At 52.2% G+C, this 18,866-nt stretch carries 16 protein-coding genes; 13 read left to right on the top strand and 3 right to left on the bottom strand.

Annotated elements, in window-relative coordinates; genetic code table 11:
• Nucleotides 1–175 precede the first annotated feature (175 nt).
• Nucleotides 176–1,030, top strand: coding sequence for a TIGR01459 family HAD-type hydrolase (locus PSE_RS07310; protein ID WP_014284270.1), 855 nt, complete (start codon nucleotides 176–178; stop codon nucleotides 1,028–1,030).
• A gap of 94 nt (nucleotides 1,031–1,124) precedes the next feature.
• Here the strand turns inward: PSE_RS07310 and PSE_RS07305 are convergent, their stop codons facing one another.
• A complete protein-coding gene (locus PSE_RS07305; protein WP_014284269.1) occupies nucleotides 1,125–1,799 on the bottom strand; it encodes a protein phosphatase CheZ in 675 nt (224 codons plus the stop codon).
• Nucleotides 1,800–1,977: 178 nt separating this feature from the next.
• Nucleotides 1,978–2,361, bottom strand: coding sequence for a response regulator (locus PSE_RS07300; protein WP_008552155.1), 384 nt, complete (start codon nucleotides 2,359–2,361; stop codon nucleotides 1,978–1,980).
• 280 nt (nucleotides 2,362–2,641) lie between these two features.
• On the opposite strand from PSE_RS07300, the gene PSE_RS07295 reads away from it, so the two are divergent.
• From PSE_RS07295 to PSE_RS07255, 9 genes are all read left to right on the top strand, one after another.
• Nucleotides 2,642–3,088, top strand: coding sequence for a MaoC family dehydratase (locus PSE_RS07295; RefSeq protein WP_037037988.1), 447 nt, complete (start codon nucleotides 2,642–2,644; stop codon nucleotides 3,086–3,088).
• A 233-nt stretch (nucleotides 3,089–3,321) separates the two neighbouring features.
• Nucleotides 3,322–4,323: a bifunctional riboflavin kinase/FAD synthetase gene (locus PSE_RS07290; protein ID WP_014284267.1), complete on the top strand. Its 1,002-nt coding sequence runs from the start codon at nucleotides 3,322–3,324 to the stop codon at nucleotides 4,321–4,323.
• A gap of 24 nt (nucleotides 4,324–4,347) precedes the next feature.
• Complete coding sequence (locus tag PSE_RS07285) at nucleotides 4,348–5,286, top strand: DMT family transporter (RefSeq protein WP_014284266.1); 939 nt, start codon at nucleotides 4,348–4,350, stop codon at nucleotides 5,284–5,286.
• Nucleotides 5,287–5,449: 163 nt separating this feature from the next.
• Complete coding sequence (locus PSE_RS07280; protein WP_014284265.1) at nucleotides 5,450–6,424, top strand: DMT family transporter; 975 nt, start codon at nucleotides 5,450–5,452, stop codon at nucleotides 6,422–6,424.
• Nucleotides 6,425–6,762: 338 nt separating this feature from the next.
• Complete coding sequence (gene ileS, locus PSE_RS07275; protein ID WP_014284263.1) at nucleotides 6,763–9,696, top strand: isoleucine--tRNA ligase; 2,934 nt, start codon at nucleotides 6,763–6,765, stop codon at nucleotides 9,694–9,696.
• A gap of 26 nt (nucleotides 9,697–9,722) precedes the next feature.
• Nucleotides 9,723–10,229 carry a signal peptidase II gene (gene lspA, locus PSE_RS07270; RefSeq protein ID WP_008552123.1) on the top strand — a complete coding sequence of 169 codons (507 nt, stop codon included), beginning with the start codon at nucleotides 9,723–9,725 and terminating at the stop codon, nucleotides 10,227–10,229.
• Nucleotides 10,230–10,427: 198 nt separating this feature from the next.
• Nucleotides 10,428–11,165 (top strand): hypothetical protein, encoded by a 738-nt coding sequence (locus PSE_RS07265; RefSeq protein WP_148266103.1) that lies wholly within the window; start codon nucleotides 10,428–10,430, stop codon nucleotides 11,163–11,165.
• 187 nt (nucleotides 11,166–11,352) lie between these two features.
• Nucleotides 11,353–12,762, top strand: coding sequence for a pitrilysin family protein (locus PSE_RS07260; protein WP_041768099.1), 1,410 nt, complete (start codon nucleotides 11,353–11,355; stop codon nucleotides 12,760–12,762).
• Between the two features lie 13 nt (nucleotides 12,763–12,775).
• The gene (locus PSE_RS07255; RefSeq protein ID WP_014284260.1) at nucleotides 12,776–14,131 is read left to right on the top strand and encodes a pitrilysin family protein; all 1,356 of its coding nucleotides are present in this window, start codon (nucleotides 12,776–12,778) and stop codon (nucleotides 14,129–14,131) included.
• Between the two features lie 44 nt (nucleotides 14,132–14,175).
• On the opposite strand, the gene PSE_RS07250 is transcribed toward PSE_RS07255, so the two are convergent.
• Complete coding sequence (locus PSE_RS07250) at nucleotides 14,176–15,603, bottom strand: EAL domain-containing protein (protein WP_014284259.1); 1,428 nt, start codon at nucleotides 15,601–15,603, stop codon at nucleotides 14,176–14,178.
• A 425-nt stretch (nucleotides 15,604–16,028) separates the two neighbouring features.
• Here PSE_RS07250 and PSE_RS07245 point away from each other — a divergent pair, with 425 nt between their 5' ends.
• The 3 genes from PSE_RS07245 (at nucleotide 16,029) to groES (ending at nucleotide 18,848) form a co-directional block, all read left to right on the top strand.
• Complete coding sequence (locus PSE_RS07245; RefSeq protein ID WP_014284258.1) at nucleotides 16,029–17,435, top strand: sigma-54 dependent transcriptional regulator; 1,407 nt, start codon at nucleotides 16,029–16,031, stop codon at nucleotides 17,433–17,435.
• A gap of 174 nt (nucleotides 17,436–17,609) precedes the next feature.
• On the top strand, nucleotides 17,610–18,182 hold the full coding sequence (locus PSE_RS07240) for a hypothetical protein (RefSeq protein ID WP_041768097.1): 573 nt from the start codon (nucleotides 17,610–17,612) through the stop codon (nucleotides 18,180–18,182).
• Nucleotides 18,183–18,560: 378 nt separating this feature from the next.
• The gene (groES, locus tag PSE_RS07235; protein WP_008552275.1) at nucleotides 18,561–18,848 is read left to right on the top strand and encodes a co-chaperone GroES; all 288 of its coding nucleotides are present in this window, start codon (nucleotides 18,561–18,563) and stop codon (nucleotides 18,846–18,848) included.
• The last annotated feature ends 18 nt before the right edge of the window (nucleotides 18,849–18,866 follow it).

Below are 18,866 nucleotides of genomic sequence, written 5' to 3'. Positions count from 1 at the left end.
GTGCATTTACATGGCGCATCCGATCTGCATTTGTGACAGTGATTTACGCTCATAATGATACAGGGTGAGCAGTGATAGTAACTACTTGTCGTCGCCAGCTGCTCAGGCTATGAGGATTTGGCTCAAGTCTGCTCTTTTTTCAAGAGACTATCAAACTTCCTCCAAGAGAACATCCATGCAGCAACAATCCCCCATCACTGGCCTTAGCCAGATCGCAGATCAGTTTAATGGCATTCTATGTGATGTCTGGGGTGTTTTACATAATGGGATGAGTGCCTTCCCAGCTGCAATTGAGGCTCTTGAGACTTACAAAGCAAACTACGACAGACCTGTGGTGCTGATTACAAATGCACCGCGACCAGCCAACGAGATTGAAGAGCATCTTCGTAATTTGGGAGTACCACGCTCTTGCTACGACTCGATCGTCTCATCCGGGGATGTGGTTCAGGCTGACTTGAGAGCGACTGATCATGCCAAGGTCTATCATATCGGTCCAAAGAAGAATCATAGCCTATTTCATGGTGTTAGCTTTGATTTTGTAAAGCCGGAAGAGGCTGACATTATTGTTTGCTCCGGTTTGAATGATCGACGTGTAGAAGAACCGGAGGACTACCGTTCTCATTTTGAAGACTTGCTGAAGCTGGATCTCACTCTGATTTGCGCCAATCCGGATATTGTAGCGGAGCAAGGTGACAAGCTGGTTTGGTGCGGCGGTGCACTGGCGAAGCTTTATGAAGAGATGGGCGGGCGCGTGGTTATCACCGGCAAACCATTTCATCCGATTTACGACATGGCCCGTGCTGAGCTCAATGCTCATGCGGGTAAACCGCTTGAAACCCATGAGATACTCGCGATTGGGGATGGGTTTCCGACAGACATCAAGGGTGCAAATGCGCAGGGCATCAGTGCTTTGTTTCTGACAGACGGCATTCATGCGGCTGATCTTGAAGGAAATTCAGAAGCTGTGGTGAAGATGCTCGAGGCTGAAGGCATGCAGGTGCATAGCTTTATGGGCCGTCTGAGCTGGTAATAAAAAAGCAGTTTGCGCCTTGTTGAGGACAAGCAAACTGCTTTTGTCTTTTATTTCTGCGGTCCGAGTCCGCAGGCAAACTTAACGCATTTGATCAGGCGAACAGTTTGTCGATGTCGTCCTGCTGCACGTCGCCGAGCATTGCGTCGATCTCATCCTGAGAAACGCCCTCTCCTTTGTGCTGAGGGCCGTGAAGGATCAGCTCACGTTTGCGGCGTTCTTCATCAGTCTCTTCACCCTGATGTTCCGCCTGAGCTTCCTGCTCAAGACGCAAACGCTCAACGAAGTTGGAGACGCGCTCGTCAATCGTGTTCAGTGTGCTGACAACCTTGGAAATACGCTGTCCGGTGATGTCCTGAAATGCGCAGGCCTGGAAAATCTCCATCACCTGATTGTTGACCGTGTCCTGGTAAGCTTCAGTGTCTTCCGGATCAGCAGCCATAATGGCTTCAGCAGCTTCCATGATGGAATGTGTTGCCTCTTCTGTTGAGGAAACAATCGCATCCAGCTCCCGGCCAGCCTCAGGGATATGGTTATCCCTCATATCTGCGACGCGAAGCTTACTGATTTCGGCTTTCATCCGCGCGATTTCTTCGCCGATTTCTGCCAGTTCCATGGTCACTGCAGGTTGGATATGTTCAATGATGTCCCCCATTGAACCTGTCATAACCTCAGCCAGCCCCATAACGTCAGTTAATGTGACTTCGCTCGACTTCTCACGGCTTTCTTCCAGAAAATCGATGAGTTGCTGAATATCAATTTTGGTCAAAACTACACTTTCCCTTTATTTGAGTAGGGAACGTCTCCTCCAGCAGACGAAATGTCTGCCAGGCCGGAGCTCTACCCGACCTTGTAACCGGTCAGTTGGGTGCACGAAAGGGTTGGGGCGCAATCGATATGGCGTCCTCACCCCAGCCCAAATTCTTCAATGTGCGCGCAATGCAAAATTAGTCAGCGAAAACCGCTTCGATTTTGCCTTTAAGAGTTTGCGCGTTAAACGGCTTAACGATGTAGTTGTTAACCCCTGCCTTCTTAGCAGCGATCACGTTTTCCGTTTTAGACTCAGCTGTAACCATGATGAATGGCGTCTTACACAGAGCCGCATCCTGTCTGACCTGCTTCAGCAGCTCATAGCCAGTCATAGGTTCCATGTTCCAATCCGAGATGACCAGGCCATAACGGCGCTGCTTCATTTTCTCGTAGGCCTCAGTGCCATCAGCCGCATCATCGATGTCCGTAAAGCCAAGTTGCTTCAACAAGTTCCGAATGATTCGAATCATGGTCTTATAATCATCGACAACCAAAATTGGCATCTGAAGATCAAGGGCCATGTACAACTCCATATTCTCAAGAGGCTGTCGTTGCCTCTCTGCTATACTCACGGCGACCACGACATTTTTAGGTCACACTGGACGCAGGTGTCCTTCCAATAAAAGGGGTCCCCACCAATTCAACTTTCGCGAAACTAACCGCCCTACGTTATAGTTAGGTTAATTTCTCCAATACGATTTCAATAATGCTAAAAGCCTAATTGTTTTTTAGAGGTCCGCTTACTAGCGTTTCTGCGCGTTTTACCGGCAATATTGCCTGTGGTTAATCCGAGGAAACACTATGCTCAGCCTTCGTCCGCTTGCTTATGAAGACCTATCAGTCGGCATGACCGAAGTATTCGTTAAGCACGTCAGCTCTCAAGACATCGTAGGATTCGCAGAGGTTTCCGGTGACAGAAACCCTATCCATTTGTCGGAGCATTTTGCAGCAAAGACCCCTTTTAAAACTCGTATCGCGCACGGTCTTTACACCGCGAGCCTTATCTCAGCCGTACTTGGAACGCGATTACCGGGCCCAGGTGCAATTTATTTGTCTCAATCTTTAAATTTTCGCGCGCCTGTGTATATCGGCGACGATATTGAGGTTCGCGTGAGCGTTGCGGAGCTGATTGACAAAGGCTGCAGAGCCCGTCTGGACTGCAAGTGTCTTGTGGATGGGAAGGTGGTTCTGGAAGGGGAAGCGATGGTGAAAGTCCCTGCCCGCGCCGATATGGATATTCCGCTTTAAGCCGAAATTCCTGCGAAGAACTTGCAGTTTCTTGTGTCCGGCCCGTCAAACCTTATCTGAAGAGCTTGACGGGGCGGGCTTCTCACGGCACCGTCTCGCAAAATTCTGGAAATTTGGAGTATGTTGCGCACTCGGCTTTTGTGCAGCAAACTCTAAATCTTTATTTTCACGCGTATTCTCATAGGAAAACCGGAGCCTCTTATCGGGATACGCTTTAGCGGGAAGTACAGTTCATGGGTGAGCCGATCAAGCAGGCGCATTCTTTTCAGCATATTACCGACCTTGCGCAGTTTCCTGACAAGCTGCGCGGCGGTGTTGTTGCGATCGGAAATTTTGATGGTGTGCATCGTGGACACCGGGCTGTACTTGATCTGGCACGTGATGAAGCAGCAAAGCGCGGTGTTCCTGCGCTTGCCATGACGTTTGAGCCGCATCCGCGTACTTTCTTCCGCCCTGAGCAACCTGTGTTTCGTCTAACACCAAGCCATATCAAGGCCGAGATTCTTGAGGCGGAACACCTGGATGGTGTGATCGAACTGCCTTTCACCAAAGAGTTTGCCAGCATGGCTGCTGAGGATTTTGTGAAGGACATACTGGTGGATCGCCTTGGGATCTCCCAGAGCATCACCGGCTATGACTTCCACTTTGGCAAAGGTCGTCAGGGAACACCTGAGTTTTTGCGCGAAGCAGGCGAGGCTCATGGGTTTGCTGTAACTATTGTTGGGGCTGAAGGTGATGAGGGCGGTGAAGTGATTTCCTCCAGCCGTATTCGCGCAGCTCTTGGTGAAGGCGATCTGGCGGTTGCCAATGGTCTGCTGGGCTACCGTTATTTTGTTGAAGCGACTGTTCAGCATGGTGAAAAGCGTGGTCGTGAGCTGGGCTACCCGACTGCTAATCTAAAGCTTGCTGACAATTGTGAGTTGAAGGAAGGCGTTTACGCCGTCCAGATCAAGATTGACGGCGAGATGCATGATGGCGTTGCCAGCTTTGGGCGTCGACCGACTTTTGATGATGGTGCTCCGCTGCTCGAAGTGCATGTGTTTGATTTCAGCGGGAACCTCTATGAGAAGCTCGTCACCGTATGCTTTATCGGGTTTATCCGCCCTGAACTTAAATTTGACGGTATTGACGGTTTAATTGCGCAGATGGATCAGGATAGTGCAGAAGCGCGGGCGATGATTGCTTCGATGCGACCACTTTCTCATCTGGACCAAATGCTCAACACCGACGGATAATCTCATTCTTTAGAAAGACCTAGTATGACATCAGCGGCTACGCGGGCTGGCGCTGCCAGCTCTGACAATGTGTTGCACGGCGTACTGCTGATGATGTTCGGGTTGCTCATCCTTTCGAGCACCGATGGCGTGGTGAAGTATCTTTCTGAGTTTTTCTCGCCTTTAACTGTCGCCTTCTTCCGCTTTGCTGTTCAGCTTGCCATCATTCTGGCGATCGCTCCTTTTCAGAAACGGAGTTTGCGCAGTCTGCTGCAGGAAACCACCCTCCCCCTGTTCTGCCGAGGCCTTTTGCTGGCCGTTGGATCGGTGTTCATCGTCTTTGGACTGAAGTACCTGCCACTTACTGATGCGACTGCGATCTTCTTTGTACAGCCGGTTATTCTGGTAGTTTTGTCAGCGATGTTTCTGAAGGAAAAAGTTGGCGCTAAGCGGTGGCTAGCGGTGTTGATTGGGTTTGCCGGTGTGCTTGTCATCATGCGGCCGGGGACTGGTGTGTTCCAACCAGCAAGTCTGCTTATTCTGGCTGCGGCGATTACGTTTGCCTGCTATCTGATGCTGACGCGTAAACTCTCCGGGCAAGCCTCTCAGCTGGCCATTCAGTTCGCAACTGGCTTTGCAGGCAGTCTCTTTATTCTGCCAATCATCTTTTACGCATGGCTGACTGGCTTTGGCGGCGATCTGGTGATTGCTGATCAGGAAGCAGATTTCACGCTCCCGACCATTTTTCTACTCTGCCTTGGTGGGACGGGACTGTTTGCGCATGTGTTGCTGGTCAAGGCTTTTGAAAGAGCCCCGGCTTCTGTTTTGGCTCCTATCAACTACGTGGAAATTATCTCCGCAACCACAATCGGTTATCTGGTCTTCAACGAGATTCCGGATGAGTTTGTCTGGGTTGGCGTCGGGATGCTCGTCTGCAGTGGGTTGATACTGGCGAATGCGGAGCGAAAACCGTCGCCCTCATAATGTTGAGTGGCGGAACAGATACTCTTTAGATAACTGCACTGAATAGACTTTGACGAATACTTTCTTTTTCTTGCGCGAAAGAATAGCTGGTGCGTCAATATAGGCCCTTACCCTGATCGCTGGCTTTGATATGTCAGCGTATCCCCCATTTTCCGAGAGCAACATGACAACAACAACCGCCTCGACAGACAGTCATAGTTCCAATGCCGGGCTGCATGGCATCCTGTTTATGGTCGCCGGGATGTCTCTGGCACCGCTTATGGATGGCACTGCCAAGTATCTGAGCAGTTTTATCTCTCCGGTTGAGGTATCACTTGGCCGTTTTCTTTGTCAGGCGCTGATTGTTCTTTTGATCGCTGTTTTCATGGGGCGCTCGTTTGGTTCGCTGATGAAGGAAGTGAACCGCATTCAGCTGATCCGCGGTGCATGTCTGGCGATCTGTTCAATCTTCTTCTTCAGCTCTCTCAAGTACATGCCGCTGGCAGATGCGATTGCGATCTTCTTTGTGCAGCCAATGATCCTGACAGTGCTTTCTGCTGTGGTGCTTAAGGAGAAAGTGGGTGTTCGCAGGTGGTCTGCTGTTGTTGTCGGCATGGTGGGCGCGCTTATCATTATTCGTCCAGGCTCCAGTGCTTTAGGCTGGCCTTCCCTGTTGCCGCTGGCAGCAGCGACTTCGTTTGCAGCCTACCTTGTTTTGACGCGCAAGCTCTCTGGCAGCGCGTCTCTGCTCGGCATTCAGTTTGCGACCGGTGTGGCTGGTGTTTTGACGCTGACGCCGCTGGTGGTTATCGCAAGTCTGTTTGGGTTTGAGGCAGCAGCCTGGACAACACCGGATCTTACTCATTTGCCTCTGTTTGTGCTGATGGGCATTATCTCCTTCGCCTCACATGGCTGCATTGTGCTCGCCTTTGACCGTGCACCAGCCTCCGTGCTTGCGCCGCTGAGTTATACGGAAATCATCAGCGCGACCATCGTTGGCTTTGTGCTGTTTGGCGATATTCCAGACATGTTTGTCTGGCTGGGTGTTGCGCTTATCGCAAGCGGCGGACTTTACATTGCACACCGTGAACGGACTGCAGCGAAGCGTCAGGCGGAGAGTGAGGAGCTGGTCGACAGTTCTCCCAAACGCCATTATTGACGCGGTACGTTAGCTTCGGCCTTCAGGAAAATTACTCTTGGTCTTGAGAATATTGAGCTTTGTTGTTAGAGGCTCTTTATTCCTTACATAAGCGCTGCTAAAAGCACTCATTATGTTAGCCAAGTTTGAAGATAACAGGACTGCTCCTTTGACCTCTTTCAAGGTGTGCCAATTTCGAATTATTGGCCCGGCCTTCAGCTGAGACGCCCGCTGGCGCCCTGAAGTACCGGGAGACCTCCAACCGTCACCGTGGTGGCGGGACTTTCAAGCTTGCGCAAATCCCTGCGCTTTACCAAATGCCTATGGGCAAACAGATGCCCACATAAGCGGACTGCCAAATGACCGATACTACGAGCCGCGATTATTCGGAAACGCTCAACCTGCCTAAAACTGATTTCCCAATGCGGGCAGGCCTTCCAAAGAATGAACCTAAGATCCTTGATAAATGGAAAGACAAGGATCTTTACAAGGTGATGCGTGATCAATCCGCTGGTCGCCCAAAGTTCATCCTGCATGATGGCCCTCCATATGCAAACGGTAACATCCATATCGGCCATGCGCTGAACAAGACCCTCAAGGACATCATCAACCGCTCCATGCAGATGCAGGGCTTTGATGCCAACTATGTTCCTGGCTGGGATTGTCATGGTCTGCCGATCGAATGGAAGATCGAAGAGCAGTATCGCAAAAAGGGCAAAAACAAAGACGCTGTGCCGATCAACGAATTCCGTAAGGAATGCCGCGACTTCGCGGACAAGTGGATCGACGTTCAGCGCGAAGAATTCAAGCGTCTTGGCATTGAAGGTGACTGGGACAACCCATACCTGACCATGCGCTACGACAGTGAAGCTGTGATCGCGAACGAACTGATGAAGTTTGCGACAAGCGGCCAGCTGTACCGCGGTTCCAAGCCTGTCATGTGGTCCATCGTTGAGAAGACTGCTCTTGCTGAAGCGGAAGTGGAGTATGAGGACCATACTTCCCACACCATCTGGGTGACCTTCCCGGTTGTTTCCGGCAATGAAGCGCTGATCGGCAAGAAGGTGGTGATCTGGACAACCACTCCATGGACCATCCCTGCAAACCGCGCGATCTCCTTCTCCAAAGATATCAGCTATGGCATCTTCAAGGTGACTGAAGCTGCTGAAGACAACTGGGCGAAGGTTGGCGAAGAGTTCATCATTGCTGACAAGCTTGCTGAGTCTGTTTTCGAAGCGTCCCGCGTTGATGCCTATGAGCGTGTGTCTGACGTTGATGTGAGCACCATCGAATACTGTGCGCACCCGCTGCGCGGTGCTGAAGGTGCTGGCGACTACTTCGATTTCAACGTGCCGATGCTGGCTGGTGATCACGTGACTGACGATGCTGGTACTGGCTTCGTACACACCGCACCGGGTCATGGTCAGGAAGACTTCCAGATGTTCCTGGATAACCGGGAAGCCTTTGCGAAGGCTGGTACTGAGCAGGTTCCAATGACCGTTCAGCCAGACGGCTCTTACTACCCGCATGTGCCCCTGTTTGAAGGCAAGTACATCCTTGACCGTAAAGGCAAGGAAGGCTCCACCAACAAAGCCGTTATTGAGAAGCTTGTTGAAGTTGGCGGCCTGATGGCTCGTGGCCGTGTTAAGCACTCCTACCCGCACTCCTGGCGCTCTAAAGCTCCTTTGATCTTCCGTAACACGCCTCAGTGGTTTGTTTATATGGACAAAGAGCTCGCTGAAGAAGCGAAGGGGGACACTCTGCGTTCCCGCGCTCTTAAAGCGATCTCCGAGACACGTTTCGTGCCTGCAACCGGCCAGAACCGTCTGAATGCGATGATCGAAGCTCGCCCTGACTGGGTTCTTTCCCGTCAGCGTGCATGGGGTGTGCCGATTACTGTGTTCGTGAACAAGGAGACCGGTGAAGTTCTGAAGGACGATGCGGTCAACGCGCGTATCTTCGAAGCTTTCCAGAATGAAGGCGCGGATGCGTGGTTTGAGGAAGGCGCAACGCAGCGCTTCCTTGGTGAAGGCTACAAGGCTGACGACTTCGAGAAGGTCGATGACATCCTCGACGTATGGTTCGACTCCGGTTCCACTCACGCGTTCTGCATGGAGCGCCGTGAAGACCTGAGCCCGAAGCGTAAGGGTCTGGGCGGTGACGACTACGTTCTTTATCTGGAAGGTACTGACCAGCACCGCGGTTGGTTCCACTCTTCCCTGCTGGAAAGCTGTGGCACCCGTGGTCATGCGCCATATGACGCTGTTCTTACCCACGGCTTCACCATGGCTGAAGACGGTCGCAAGATGTCCAAGTCTTTGGGCAACACCATCGCACCTCAGGACGTGATCAAGCAGTACGGTGCTGACATCCTGCGTCTGTGGGTTGGTTCTGTCGACTATGCAGAAGATCAGCGTATCGGCCCTGAGATCATCAAGACCAACGTTGATGCTTACCGCAAGCTGCGTAACACCCTGCGCTTCATGCTCGGTTCCCTCGGTCACTATGAAGGTGAAGAGGTTGCTCTTGCTGACATGGAAGAGCTGGAACTGCTGATGCTGCATCGTCTGGCTGAGCTGGATGTGCTGATTCGCGATGCTTACATGGCCTTCGACAGCAAGCGCGTGTTCTCTACTCTGTTCAACTTCATGACTGTTGAACTGTCTGCGTTCTACTTCGACATCCGCAAGGATGCGCTGTACTGCAATGCACCGTCTTCCAAGAAGCGTAAGGCCTCTCTGTACGTGATCGAGCAGCTGTTCCGTCATCTGACCATGTGGCTGGCACCAATCCTGCCGTTCACCATGGAAGAGAGCTGGGGCTATCGTTACGGTGAAGCCACCACGTCCGTTCACCTGCAGCAGTTCCCTGCTGTTTCTTCTGCATGGAGAAACGATGAGCTGGCAGCGAAGTGGGAGAAGGTTCGTGCGGTTCGCCGTGTGATCACCGGTGCTCTTGAGATCGAACGCCGTGAAAAACGGATCGGTTCTTCTCTGGAAGCCCACCCAACCGTCTTCGTTTCTGACGCAGACCTGATGGGCGCACTGAATGGTCTTGATATGGCTGAAATTGCCATCACTTCCCAGCTGAACCTTTCTGCAGACGGCGCTCCTGAAGGTGCGTTCGTTCTGGAAGATGTTGCTGGTGTTGGCGTGGTGCCGGGCCTTGCAGAGGGTAACAAGTGTGCCCGTTCCTGGAAGATCCTGCCAGAAGTTGGAACAGATGCTGAGTATCCAGAGCTGACTCTGCGCGATGCGGACGCAATGCGCGAGCTGGATAGCGCTGCTGTTTAAGCAAACAAAGTGACGAGGGAATTGCTTTGAAGAAACTAAAAGTTTGGGGACATCACAGTTCCCTCGTCCTGCTTCTTGCCATTGTCGGTCTGGTCGTTGATCAGATCGCAAAATTCTGGGCTGTCGGCCACTTTTCAGTTGGAGGCATTCCTCCGATTTCCGTTGGCCCGTTTCTTGATTTGGTTCTAGTCTGGAACAAAGGCGTTTCTTATGGCCTCTTCCAGCAGACGACCGAGATTGGTCGCTGGGGGCTAGCTGCCTTTACAGTTGCCGCTTCTGTTTTCATCTGGTTCTGGAGTGCGCGGGCGATCAACCGACTGGAAGCCATCTGCCTCGGTCTGGTTTTATCCGGCGCGCTGAGCAATGGCTTTGACCGCCTCTATTATGGCCAAGTCGTCGATTACCTCTATTTCCACGTTGGGGAATTTTCTTGGTACGTCTTCAATCTTGCTGATGCATGGATTGTTATTGGCGCTGCCGGGTTGCTGCTCGACACCTTATTTATTGGCAAAAATAAGGATAGCCGGCCCTAAAACTGCCTAATTCCCAATTATATGTGGGGAAGATCGGGTGCTTCTGGGCATAACTACACACTTAGGGCCTTCATGGTTTCGTGATTCCTGTTTTAAGGTGGCATCACTGGATTATGAGGACTACAGATTTCGCAGGCTGTCATATGACCCGTGAAGCCTGTCAAACGCCGCTTTGATGGTGATCGGGAAACAAGGGTAATGAAATTGCAAAGCCGTAGCAAAAAATTCGTCGTTCGCGCCTCTTTTGTTTGCGGGCTCTCTCTCGCACTATCTGCCTGTATGACAGGAAATGGTGACTTCAGCGATGGCACCGAAACCACCGAAACCAGCTTGATGACCGGTGTATTGAGTGCAGTTGGTCTGGAATCCCAGCGCAATTCGGATATCGAGTACAAAGAGCGTGCGCCGCTTGTTATGCCAACACAGGCAGGCAACCTGCCTCAGCCAGACGGTCGTAAGCTTTCTGAAGTAGCAAGCAACTGGCCAGTTGACCGCTCCAAGGAAGAGCTTGAAGAGATCCGCGCGTTCTACAAGGTTGAACCAGGCGAGCCTTTGAGCATTGAGCAGATGCGCGGCCACCCTGCTTTGAAAAAAGCTGCTGCCCGTCCTCGTGACTTTGCTGCAGAGAAGCGCCAACAGCAGCTTCTTGACGGTGACAAGCTGAGCCCTGCAGAACTGGCTGCCCTTGGCAAACAGTATCAGGAAGCGAAAAAGCAGCTTGGCGGTAAGGATGTGGAAGCTCCAATTTGCTCCCCTGAAGATCCTACCTGTAAGCCTACCCGCAAATATCTGACTGAGCCTCCAGTCGCATACTCCACTCCTGTTGCAGGCGTAGCCTTTGCAACGCCGGAAGTGGATGAGAGCGAGCTTGTACGCCAGAAGCGTGAAGCGGCTGCGATTGAAGACGGTGCTCGCATCGACATGAGCAAGCAGTAAGAGAGATCTCTCTCAGGGCGCTAAAAGCCCGCTGAAAGCCTTAGTAAATTATGAAGCAAGCGCGACGATGTTCGCGCTTTTTTCATTATAGCTGCAATAGATTACGAATAATTCACGAGGAGATTAACCACAATCACGCTATAGGTAGGGCAGCTGTGTCCTGCTCATTTTAAAGGGAGCCCCCTACGTGACTGGTCGATCTCTCACGCTTAAAGCCCTCGCTTTAAGTCTCGTTGTTTTCGCAAGCCCAGTATTGCCCGTGGCTGCGGATACAACAGGGAAAGCTTCAATCGAAGACTTCTCCAAAATTCGCATCGGTGGAACCGATGTCTCTCAAAGCACGCTCGACAACGGCCTTCAGGTGGTTGTTATCCCAGACCGCCGTGCACCTATCGTAACGCATATGGTGTGGTACCGCGTTGGTGCTGCTGATGAAGAACCCGGTAAATCGGGCCTCGCGCATTTTCTAGAACATCTCATGTTTAAGGGAACCAAGAATACACCGGAAGGTGAGTTCTCCAAGATGGTTGCCCAGGTAGGTGGTCAGGAAAACGCTTTTACCTCTCAGGATTACACCGCTTACTACCAGCAGGTTGCCAAAGAGCATCTGGAGATGGTGATGGGCTATGAAGCCGATCGCATGTCCAATCTGATCCTGACCGAGAAGCAGGTTAACCCGGAACGCGACGTGGTGCTGGAAGAGCGCTCTCAGCGCGTGGATCGCAGCCCGGCAGCTCGCCTTTCAGAGACCTTTGATCAGGTCCTGTTTCCAAACAGCCCCTATGGTATTCCGGTTATCGGGTGGAAGGATGAAATCCAAAGCCTGAACAAAGATGATGCAATCGCGTTTTACGATAAGTACTACACCCCGAACAACGCCATCCTGATTGTGGCGGGTGATGTGACCTCCGAAGACGTTCTGGAACTTGCCAAGAAGACTTACGGCAAGGTGGAGCAACGCGCAGAGCCGGGTCCTCGTGACCGTCCGCATGTCCAAATCGTTCCGGGCAACCGTGAAGTGAGCCTGCGGAGCGATCAGGTTGCCCAGCCAAGCCTGCAGCATGGCTGGATTGTTCCAAGCTCTACCACCGCAGCGCCAACTGAATCTGAAGCTCTGGAAGTTCTCTCAGACATTCTGGGGGGTGGCGTTAACAGCCGCCTGTACCAAGAGCTGGTGATTGAGGGCGAAATGGCGACCAGTGCAGGCGCCTGGTATCAATCTACCGCTTTGGATGACACCCGTCTCATTCTTTATTCCTCACCGAAGGATGGCGTTTCTCTGGAGGAGCTAGAGAAGAAGGCGCTTTCCATTGTGAATGACCTTCTGGAAAACGGTGTCACTGCTGAGGAAGTGGAACGTTCCAAGCGCTCCATGCTGGCCTCTGCAATCTATGCCCAAGACAAGCAGGATGTTCTGGCTCGTATTTTTGGCACCGCACTGACAACAGGTGGTTCTGTCGACAAAGTACAGACATGGCCTGCACGGGTTGCGAAGGTGACACCTGAACAGGTTCAGGCCGTTGCACAGAAGTACCTTACTGAAACCAGCGTGGCGAGCTATCTGATGCCAGCTGCACAAGCAGAAAACGTAGAGTGAGAGGGGACGCTCCATGAAAGCTAAAGTTCTTATGGCAGCTTCTGCCTCCGCTTCCCGACTGACAGCAAGCCTGTTTGCTCTGATGGCTCTGTCATTCCTTATCGTTGCCAGCTTTGCGCAAAGCAGTCAGGCGATCGAGATCAAAGAGGTCAAGAGCCCCAGCGGCATCACAGCGTGGTTGGTGGAAGATTACACTGTGCCAATCATTGCGCTGAACTTTGCGTTTGCGGGTGGTAGCTCTCAGGACACAGATGCCAAACTTGGCGTGACCAATCTGCTGAGCACAATGCTTGATGAAGGCGCTGGTGATCTGGATTCACAGGCTTTTCAGGGTCGCCTTGAAGACCTGACCATGAGCCTTTCCTTCAGCACAGGTCGTGACTTCTTCTATGGCTCCTTCCAGAGCCTGCAGGCGAACAAAGACCATACCTTTGAGATGCTGCGTCTGGCGGTCAATGAGCCTCGCTTTGATGCTGTTCCGCTGGAGCGCATGAAAGCACAGACCATCTCTGGTATTCGTCGCAGCCTGAAACGTCCTGATGCGCTGGCGGGACTGACCTTGTCCAAGACCATCTTCCCGGATCATCCTTATGGCCGCCCTAGCCGTGGCACTGAGAACACCGTTTCCAAGCTGACTTCTGATGATCTGAAGGCACAGCGTGCGAAGATCTTTGCAAAGGACTCTTTGAAGATCGGTGTTGTTGGTGCAATCAGCGCAGATGAACTAGCCGAGGTTCTAGACAAGGTCTTTGCAGACCTGCCTGAAAGCGGTGATCTGGTTGAGATTCCAAATGTGGAACCTGTAACGGACAAGAATGTGCATGTGGACTTTGAAAGCCCGCAGACCTCCATTCAGTTCGCTCTGCCGGGTTACAAGCGTCATGACCCTAAGTTCATGTCTGCGTTTGTGATGAACCACATTCTGGGCGGCGGCACGTTCTCCTCATGGCTTTACAACGAGATCCGTGAGCAGCGTGGCCTTGCTTATTCTGTCGGTTCCTATCTGGTTCCTTACCAGCACGCTGCTCTGCTGATGGGTTCCACGGGTACACGTGCGGATAAAGCTGGTGAAGCGATTGATATCATCAAAGCGCAAATGGAACGCATGGCGCAGACTGGCCCTACTCCTGCTGAGCTTGAGGAAGCCAAGTCTTACCTGACCGGCTCTTATGCGCTTAACTTCGACAGCTCCAGCAGCATTGCTCGTCAGCTGACAGGCATTCAAACTCAAGGGCTTGGTATCGATTACATCGACAAGCGCAATGAGATGGTTGAGGCAGTCACGCTGGAAGGTGTTCGCGAAGTTGCGCGGGACATGTTTGATGGTATCGAGCCAACCTTCGTTACAGTTGGCAAGCCGCTAAACTGATCCTGAGAGAAATCAAGAAATTGCAGCAGGCGAGTTGATGAAAATCAGCTCGCCTCTCTTTTTAACGGGCGTGGGTTTGGAGCCCCCTGCAGAACATCCGCACGAACCGGACGTGGCGGCGAAAACAGGAAGCCCTGCGCGCAGCGTACGTCCATTTCCAGAAGTTCCAGCACAGCGCTTTCGCTTTCCACATGATCAACGATCAGCTCAATGCCATAGCGCTGCAACAGGCTGCCAAAGTCTGCCGGGTGGATGTTGCTCTTGGCCAGATCATCTTCATGCAACAGCAAGCGGGATGCGTGCAGCTTAGCAAAGCGGAAGCCGCGATCTGCCAGCGCACGGAAGTCCATGCGCAGATCAGTAATGCGGTCTACGGAGAACCGGAAGCCCAGTTCAGCGAGTGCTGCTAGGCTTTCGTATTCAATCGCGCTCATGACAGCGACATCGGCCTGCGAGAATTCGAAGATCAACAGGTCAGAGTACGTGTCGTTGGCACGCACAAACTCAAGGAAGCCCGGGAAGAAGTTTTCATCCATGAGCGTGCTTGGTGACAGATTGCAGAACAGGCCTGCTTCTCTGTTGCGTGTTGCCAAGCGCTTGAGGATCTGGAGAGAACGGAACAGCAGGATGTTATCGATCGCTGGCATCTGGCCGGTGCGATCAGCTTCCTGCAGAAACTCGATTGGTTCCAGCGTGTCCCCATTGGCTTTGCGCAGACGGGTCAACGCTTCGTAGTAGCGGACGCGGCGCTGCGGCAAAGTCACGATTGGCTGGAGGTACAGATCTACCCTGCCCGCTTCGATACTGGCGCGGATTTCCTCAGCCAGCGCTGCATTTGGATGATGCATACGCGGTGCGGCTGGACGCTTCATCTCTCGCGCGCGGGTTTCAGCAAATGTTTCCTGCGGTGAGGCCACAGGCTTGCTTGCAGCACTCGCAAAGGCAGCAGCTGCCTGACTTGCCAGATCGACAGATGGTTCCTTGGCTACAGTCGCTTGAGGAGATGCCAGACGCTGTGCTGGTTGAGGCTGCAGCATGGCCTGTTTGGTGCGCTGGTCCTCAATTGCAATGCCCTGATCCTCGATGCGGGTTTCCATATCCGCCATGGCTTCCGCCATCTGCTTTACGAGGGAGCCAATGACTTCGACCTCTGCGAACAGCGGATCAATCTCTTCACGGGTACGGCGCGGGATGTTGTGTTCGACACCGGTGAGACGGCCTTCGAGATTTCCAACATCATCATCGATGACCGCGATACGCTCTTCCAAGCGATTAACGGCTTCAGATACAGCGGATTTTTCCTGAGAGCGGGTCAGCATGAAATGGATGAAGATCATGGTGCACATCGCCGTGAAAGAAACGGTGATGGCTTCGCCAACGGGACGCGCAAAAAGATAGACCATCACTGTGCCGCAAGAGGCTGCAATGGCCGAAATAGAAAACAAAATGGAAATGTTCGCCAAGCGCGTCATAACCTCAAGAGTACCTGTTGGTCCGAATCAGAGAATACATACCTGAATTTTGCCGCATTTACCGAGGCCCTTCGAACCCTATACCCATCATATTTCTAGGGAAAACCCGTGTTGTCCCCGCAAGAATGACAATCAAGCTACATATATCATCAATGCATACGATTTTCGTCATAATCACGAGCTGAACTTGGGTGTGTGATTCCGCCTCATGGTGAATTTTATCAGGCGAGAAAGTTGCCTGAAGCGTTCTGGGCAGTAGAAATTAACTGCATAATGCAACCAACCTCAAAAACGAAAAGGGTTTGTTTACCCTGTTTGCACAAACTCAGGGTGTCGAATGATTTTCGACCTGATGTATTGATTTTTGAGGTTGCCTGCCAATGGGATCCCCCAAAGCTAACAATAGGTTTTTGAACGCCTGTGTCGTGGACACCAATCGCACAGAGGCTCGCAAAACCAGCAGCGCTTTGTCGAAGTACGTGACCAGCGGACAACCTGCGCATATTCTTTCCAGCAAAGAGCATGCGGTTGCTTTTCTGCGGCATACCCCAATCAATATCGTCATTGTCGACCTTGAATGCATTGGCGGAGAAGCTGAACTTTCAGAGATCGTTGCAGCTGCTCCACGCGCAGTTTTGATCGCTGTGAGCGCCAAAGGTTCTGTGAGCCGTGCCATGAATGCTATGCGCAACGGTGCGCACGACTTTTTGACCAAGCCTTACACCAGCGAAATGCTTCTGGAGAAGCTTGAGGCGCACCTCGGTGTCTTCAAATCCGCAGCACCATCGCCGTCCGTGACAGCATCTACTGGTTCCGACGCGATCGTCTCTGGTGAAGTATCGGGCACCTCCTCTCAGTTTGAAGGGTTTGTTGGCTCTTCCAACCGTATGCAGAGCGTTTATGCGCAGATCAAACGGATGGCGACATCCAGCGCACCTGCGTTCATTACTGGGGAATCAGGTACAGGCAAGGAACTGTGTGCACAGGCGCTTCACGCCAGATCTGCGCGGAAAGCTGGGCCTTTTGTCGCAATCAACTGTGGAGCGATTCCAGCCAATCTGATGGAGTCTGAAATCTTCGGCCACGCACGTGGTGCCTTTACCGGAGCGGACGAAGCCAGAGCCGGTGCAGCTGAGCTTGCCGACGGTGGAACACTGTTCCTGGATGAGATCGGTGAGATGGAACTTTGCCTGCAGAGCAAGCTGCTGCGCTTCCTGCAAACCGGCTCTATTCAGCGCGTTGGCGAGCACAAGATCCGTTCGCTGGACTTGCGTGTGATCTGTGCGACGAACAGAGATCCAAAGACTGAAATTGCAGCTGGTCGCTTCCGTGAAGATCTGTTTTATCGCCTTCATGTATTGCCGATCCGTTTGCCAGCTCTTCGTGAGCGCCGGGAGGATATTCCGTCCCTCGCCCTCACCTTCCTGAAGAAGTACGCAGAAGAAGAAAACCGCAGGTTTCAGCGCTTTTCAACTTATGCGGAAACGCTTCTGCTCCAACATAACTGGCCGGGTAACGTGCGCGAACTGGAGAATGTCATTCGCCAGCTTGTGGTGATGAATGACGGTGATGAGGTCACCGAGCTCATGCTTTCTCCGTTGCTGCGTGAGCAGACTGTGCCGGTGCTCTCTGAGATCGCCTTTGGCACTGCTGAACCTGCTCCAAGCATGGGGCGCTCCATTGAGCCGCTCTGGTTCCAGGAGAAGCAGATTATTGAGACGACGCTGGAGACGTTTGACGGCAATATCGCGCTTGCGGCAGCGGCGCTGGAAATCAGCCCTTCTACCATTTATCGCAAGAAGCAGTCCTGGGCTGAGCGCGCCAACGCGTGATGGTTTGCGTGGTAATTGCTTAACCATCGCATGAGGAATGTCTTCACGACGCATATCTAAGCTGCCTCAGGAATTGGGGCAGTATTGTCTCCCTTAGATTTAAGAGTTATACCACCGCCAAGAATCAGGTGAGTGCCGCAGATTTTGTGTTCTGCTGGCTCTAGGGGGCTAAGAATGCCATTTACAGTGAAAGGGATGTCAGCTGCAAAAGCTGCGACCTGTTCCATCTTTGCGGTTGCTTTGTTGGGTAGCACCGCATCTGCTGAAGAAGCGACGGCGCTGAGCGCTGACTTTAAAGCTGCACAAGATGCATATGCCGTTGCCTGGCAGCAGCAGCCACTCGCTTTTACCGCAGCCAAATTCATTGCATTGCCAGCCGAGAGTTACGGTTCTTACACGCCTCTGGAAACTGCTGAGTTCCAGAGCGGAGATCTGTTGACCGTTTATGCTGAGCCTGTTGGCTTTTCCTACAAGGAGACTGGCGGCAAGTATGCGATTGATCTGAGCGTGGATTTTGAACTGCGCAACACCACCGGTCAGGTGCTGGCTTCTCAGGATGGGTTCACCACCCTGCATTCTGAGAGCTTCAACCAGATCCGCGAGTATCAGACTTCCCTCAGCTTCAACCTGACTGGCTTGCAGACAGGTGAGTATGTGCTGAAGGTTCGGTTCAACGACGAGAACTCTGATAAGTCCGGCAGCTTTGAGCTTCCGTTCTCCATGACAGAGGCAGCTCTTCAGAACTGATTGGCTTAAGCCTTACACAGACCATTCAAAAGCTGGCTTTGATCTTAAAGCCGGCTTTTCTTTTGCTCTGATTCCGATTGATTACATGCGATCAGCATAGACAGTCCATTGGTATAATCTGGGTTGAACTTGCACCCAGCTTACCCCCAAATTCTCGCAGTATTCCTATATTTTTTGCCGTTCAGATTATTTTTTTGCTGCTCTCTCCTTGACTATACAGAGGCGTGAAACTACATCATTTCCCGGTTGTTAGCACTCTGCCTTTGGGAGTGCTAATCACTGTGGGGCCGCAAGGTTTCACCCACTCTCAAAGTTTTTAACCTTCGCGTCCGGGCGTTGCCTAAAAGGGACGCTCGCGTATGAGAGGAAGAGCCAATTATGAAGTTTCGTCCGCTACACGACCGTGTTGTCGTTCGCCGTATCGAGTCTGAAGAAAAGACTGCTGGTGGCATCATCATCCCTGACACTGCAAAAGAAAAGCCACAGGAAGGCGAAGTAGTTGCAGTAGGTCCTGGCGCACGCAAGGACAACGGTGAGCTGATCGCTATCGACCTTAAAGCTGGCGACCGCGTTCTGTTCGGCAAATGGTCCGGTACTGAAGTTAAGATCGACGGTGAAGACCTGCTGATCATGAAGGAATCCGACATCATGGGCGTTCTGGCTTAATTAAAGCCATCGAGCAAA

Source organism: Pseudovibrio sp. FO-BEG1, from assembly GCF_000236645.1.
GTDB lineage: Bacteria > Pseudomonadota > Alphaproteobacteria > Rhizobiales > Stappiaceae > Pseudovibrio.
The sequence above is the reverse complement of the archived record's forward strand: the minus strand, read 5'-3'. Positions and strand labels throughout refer to the sequence as shown.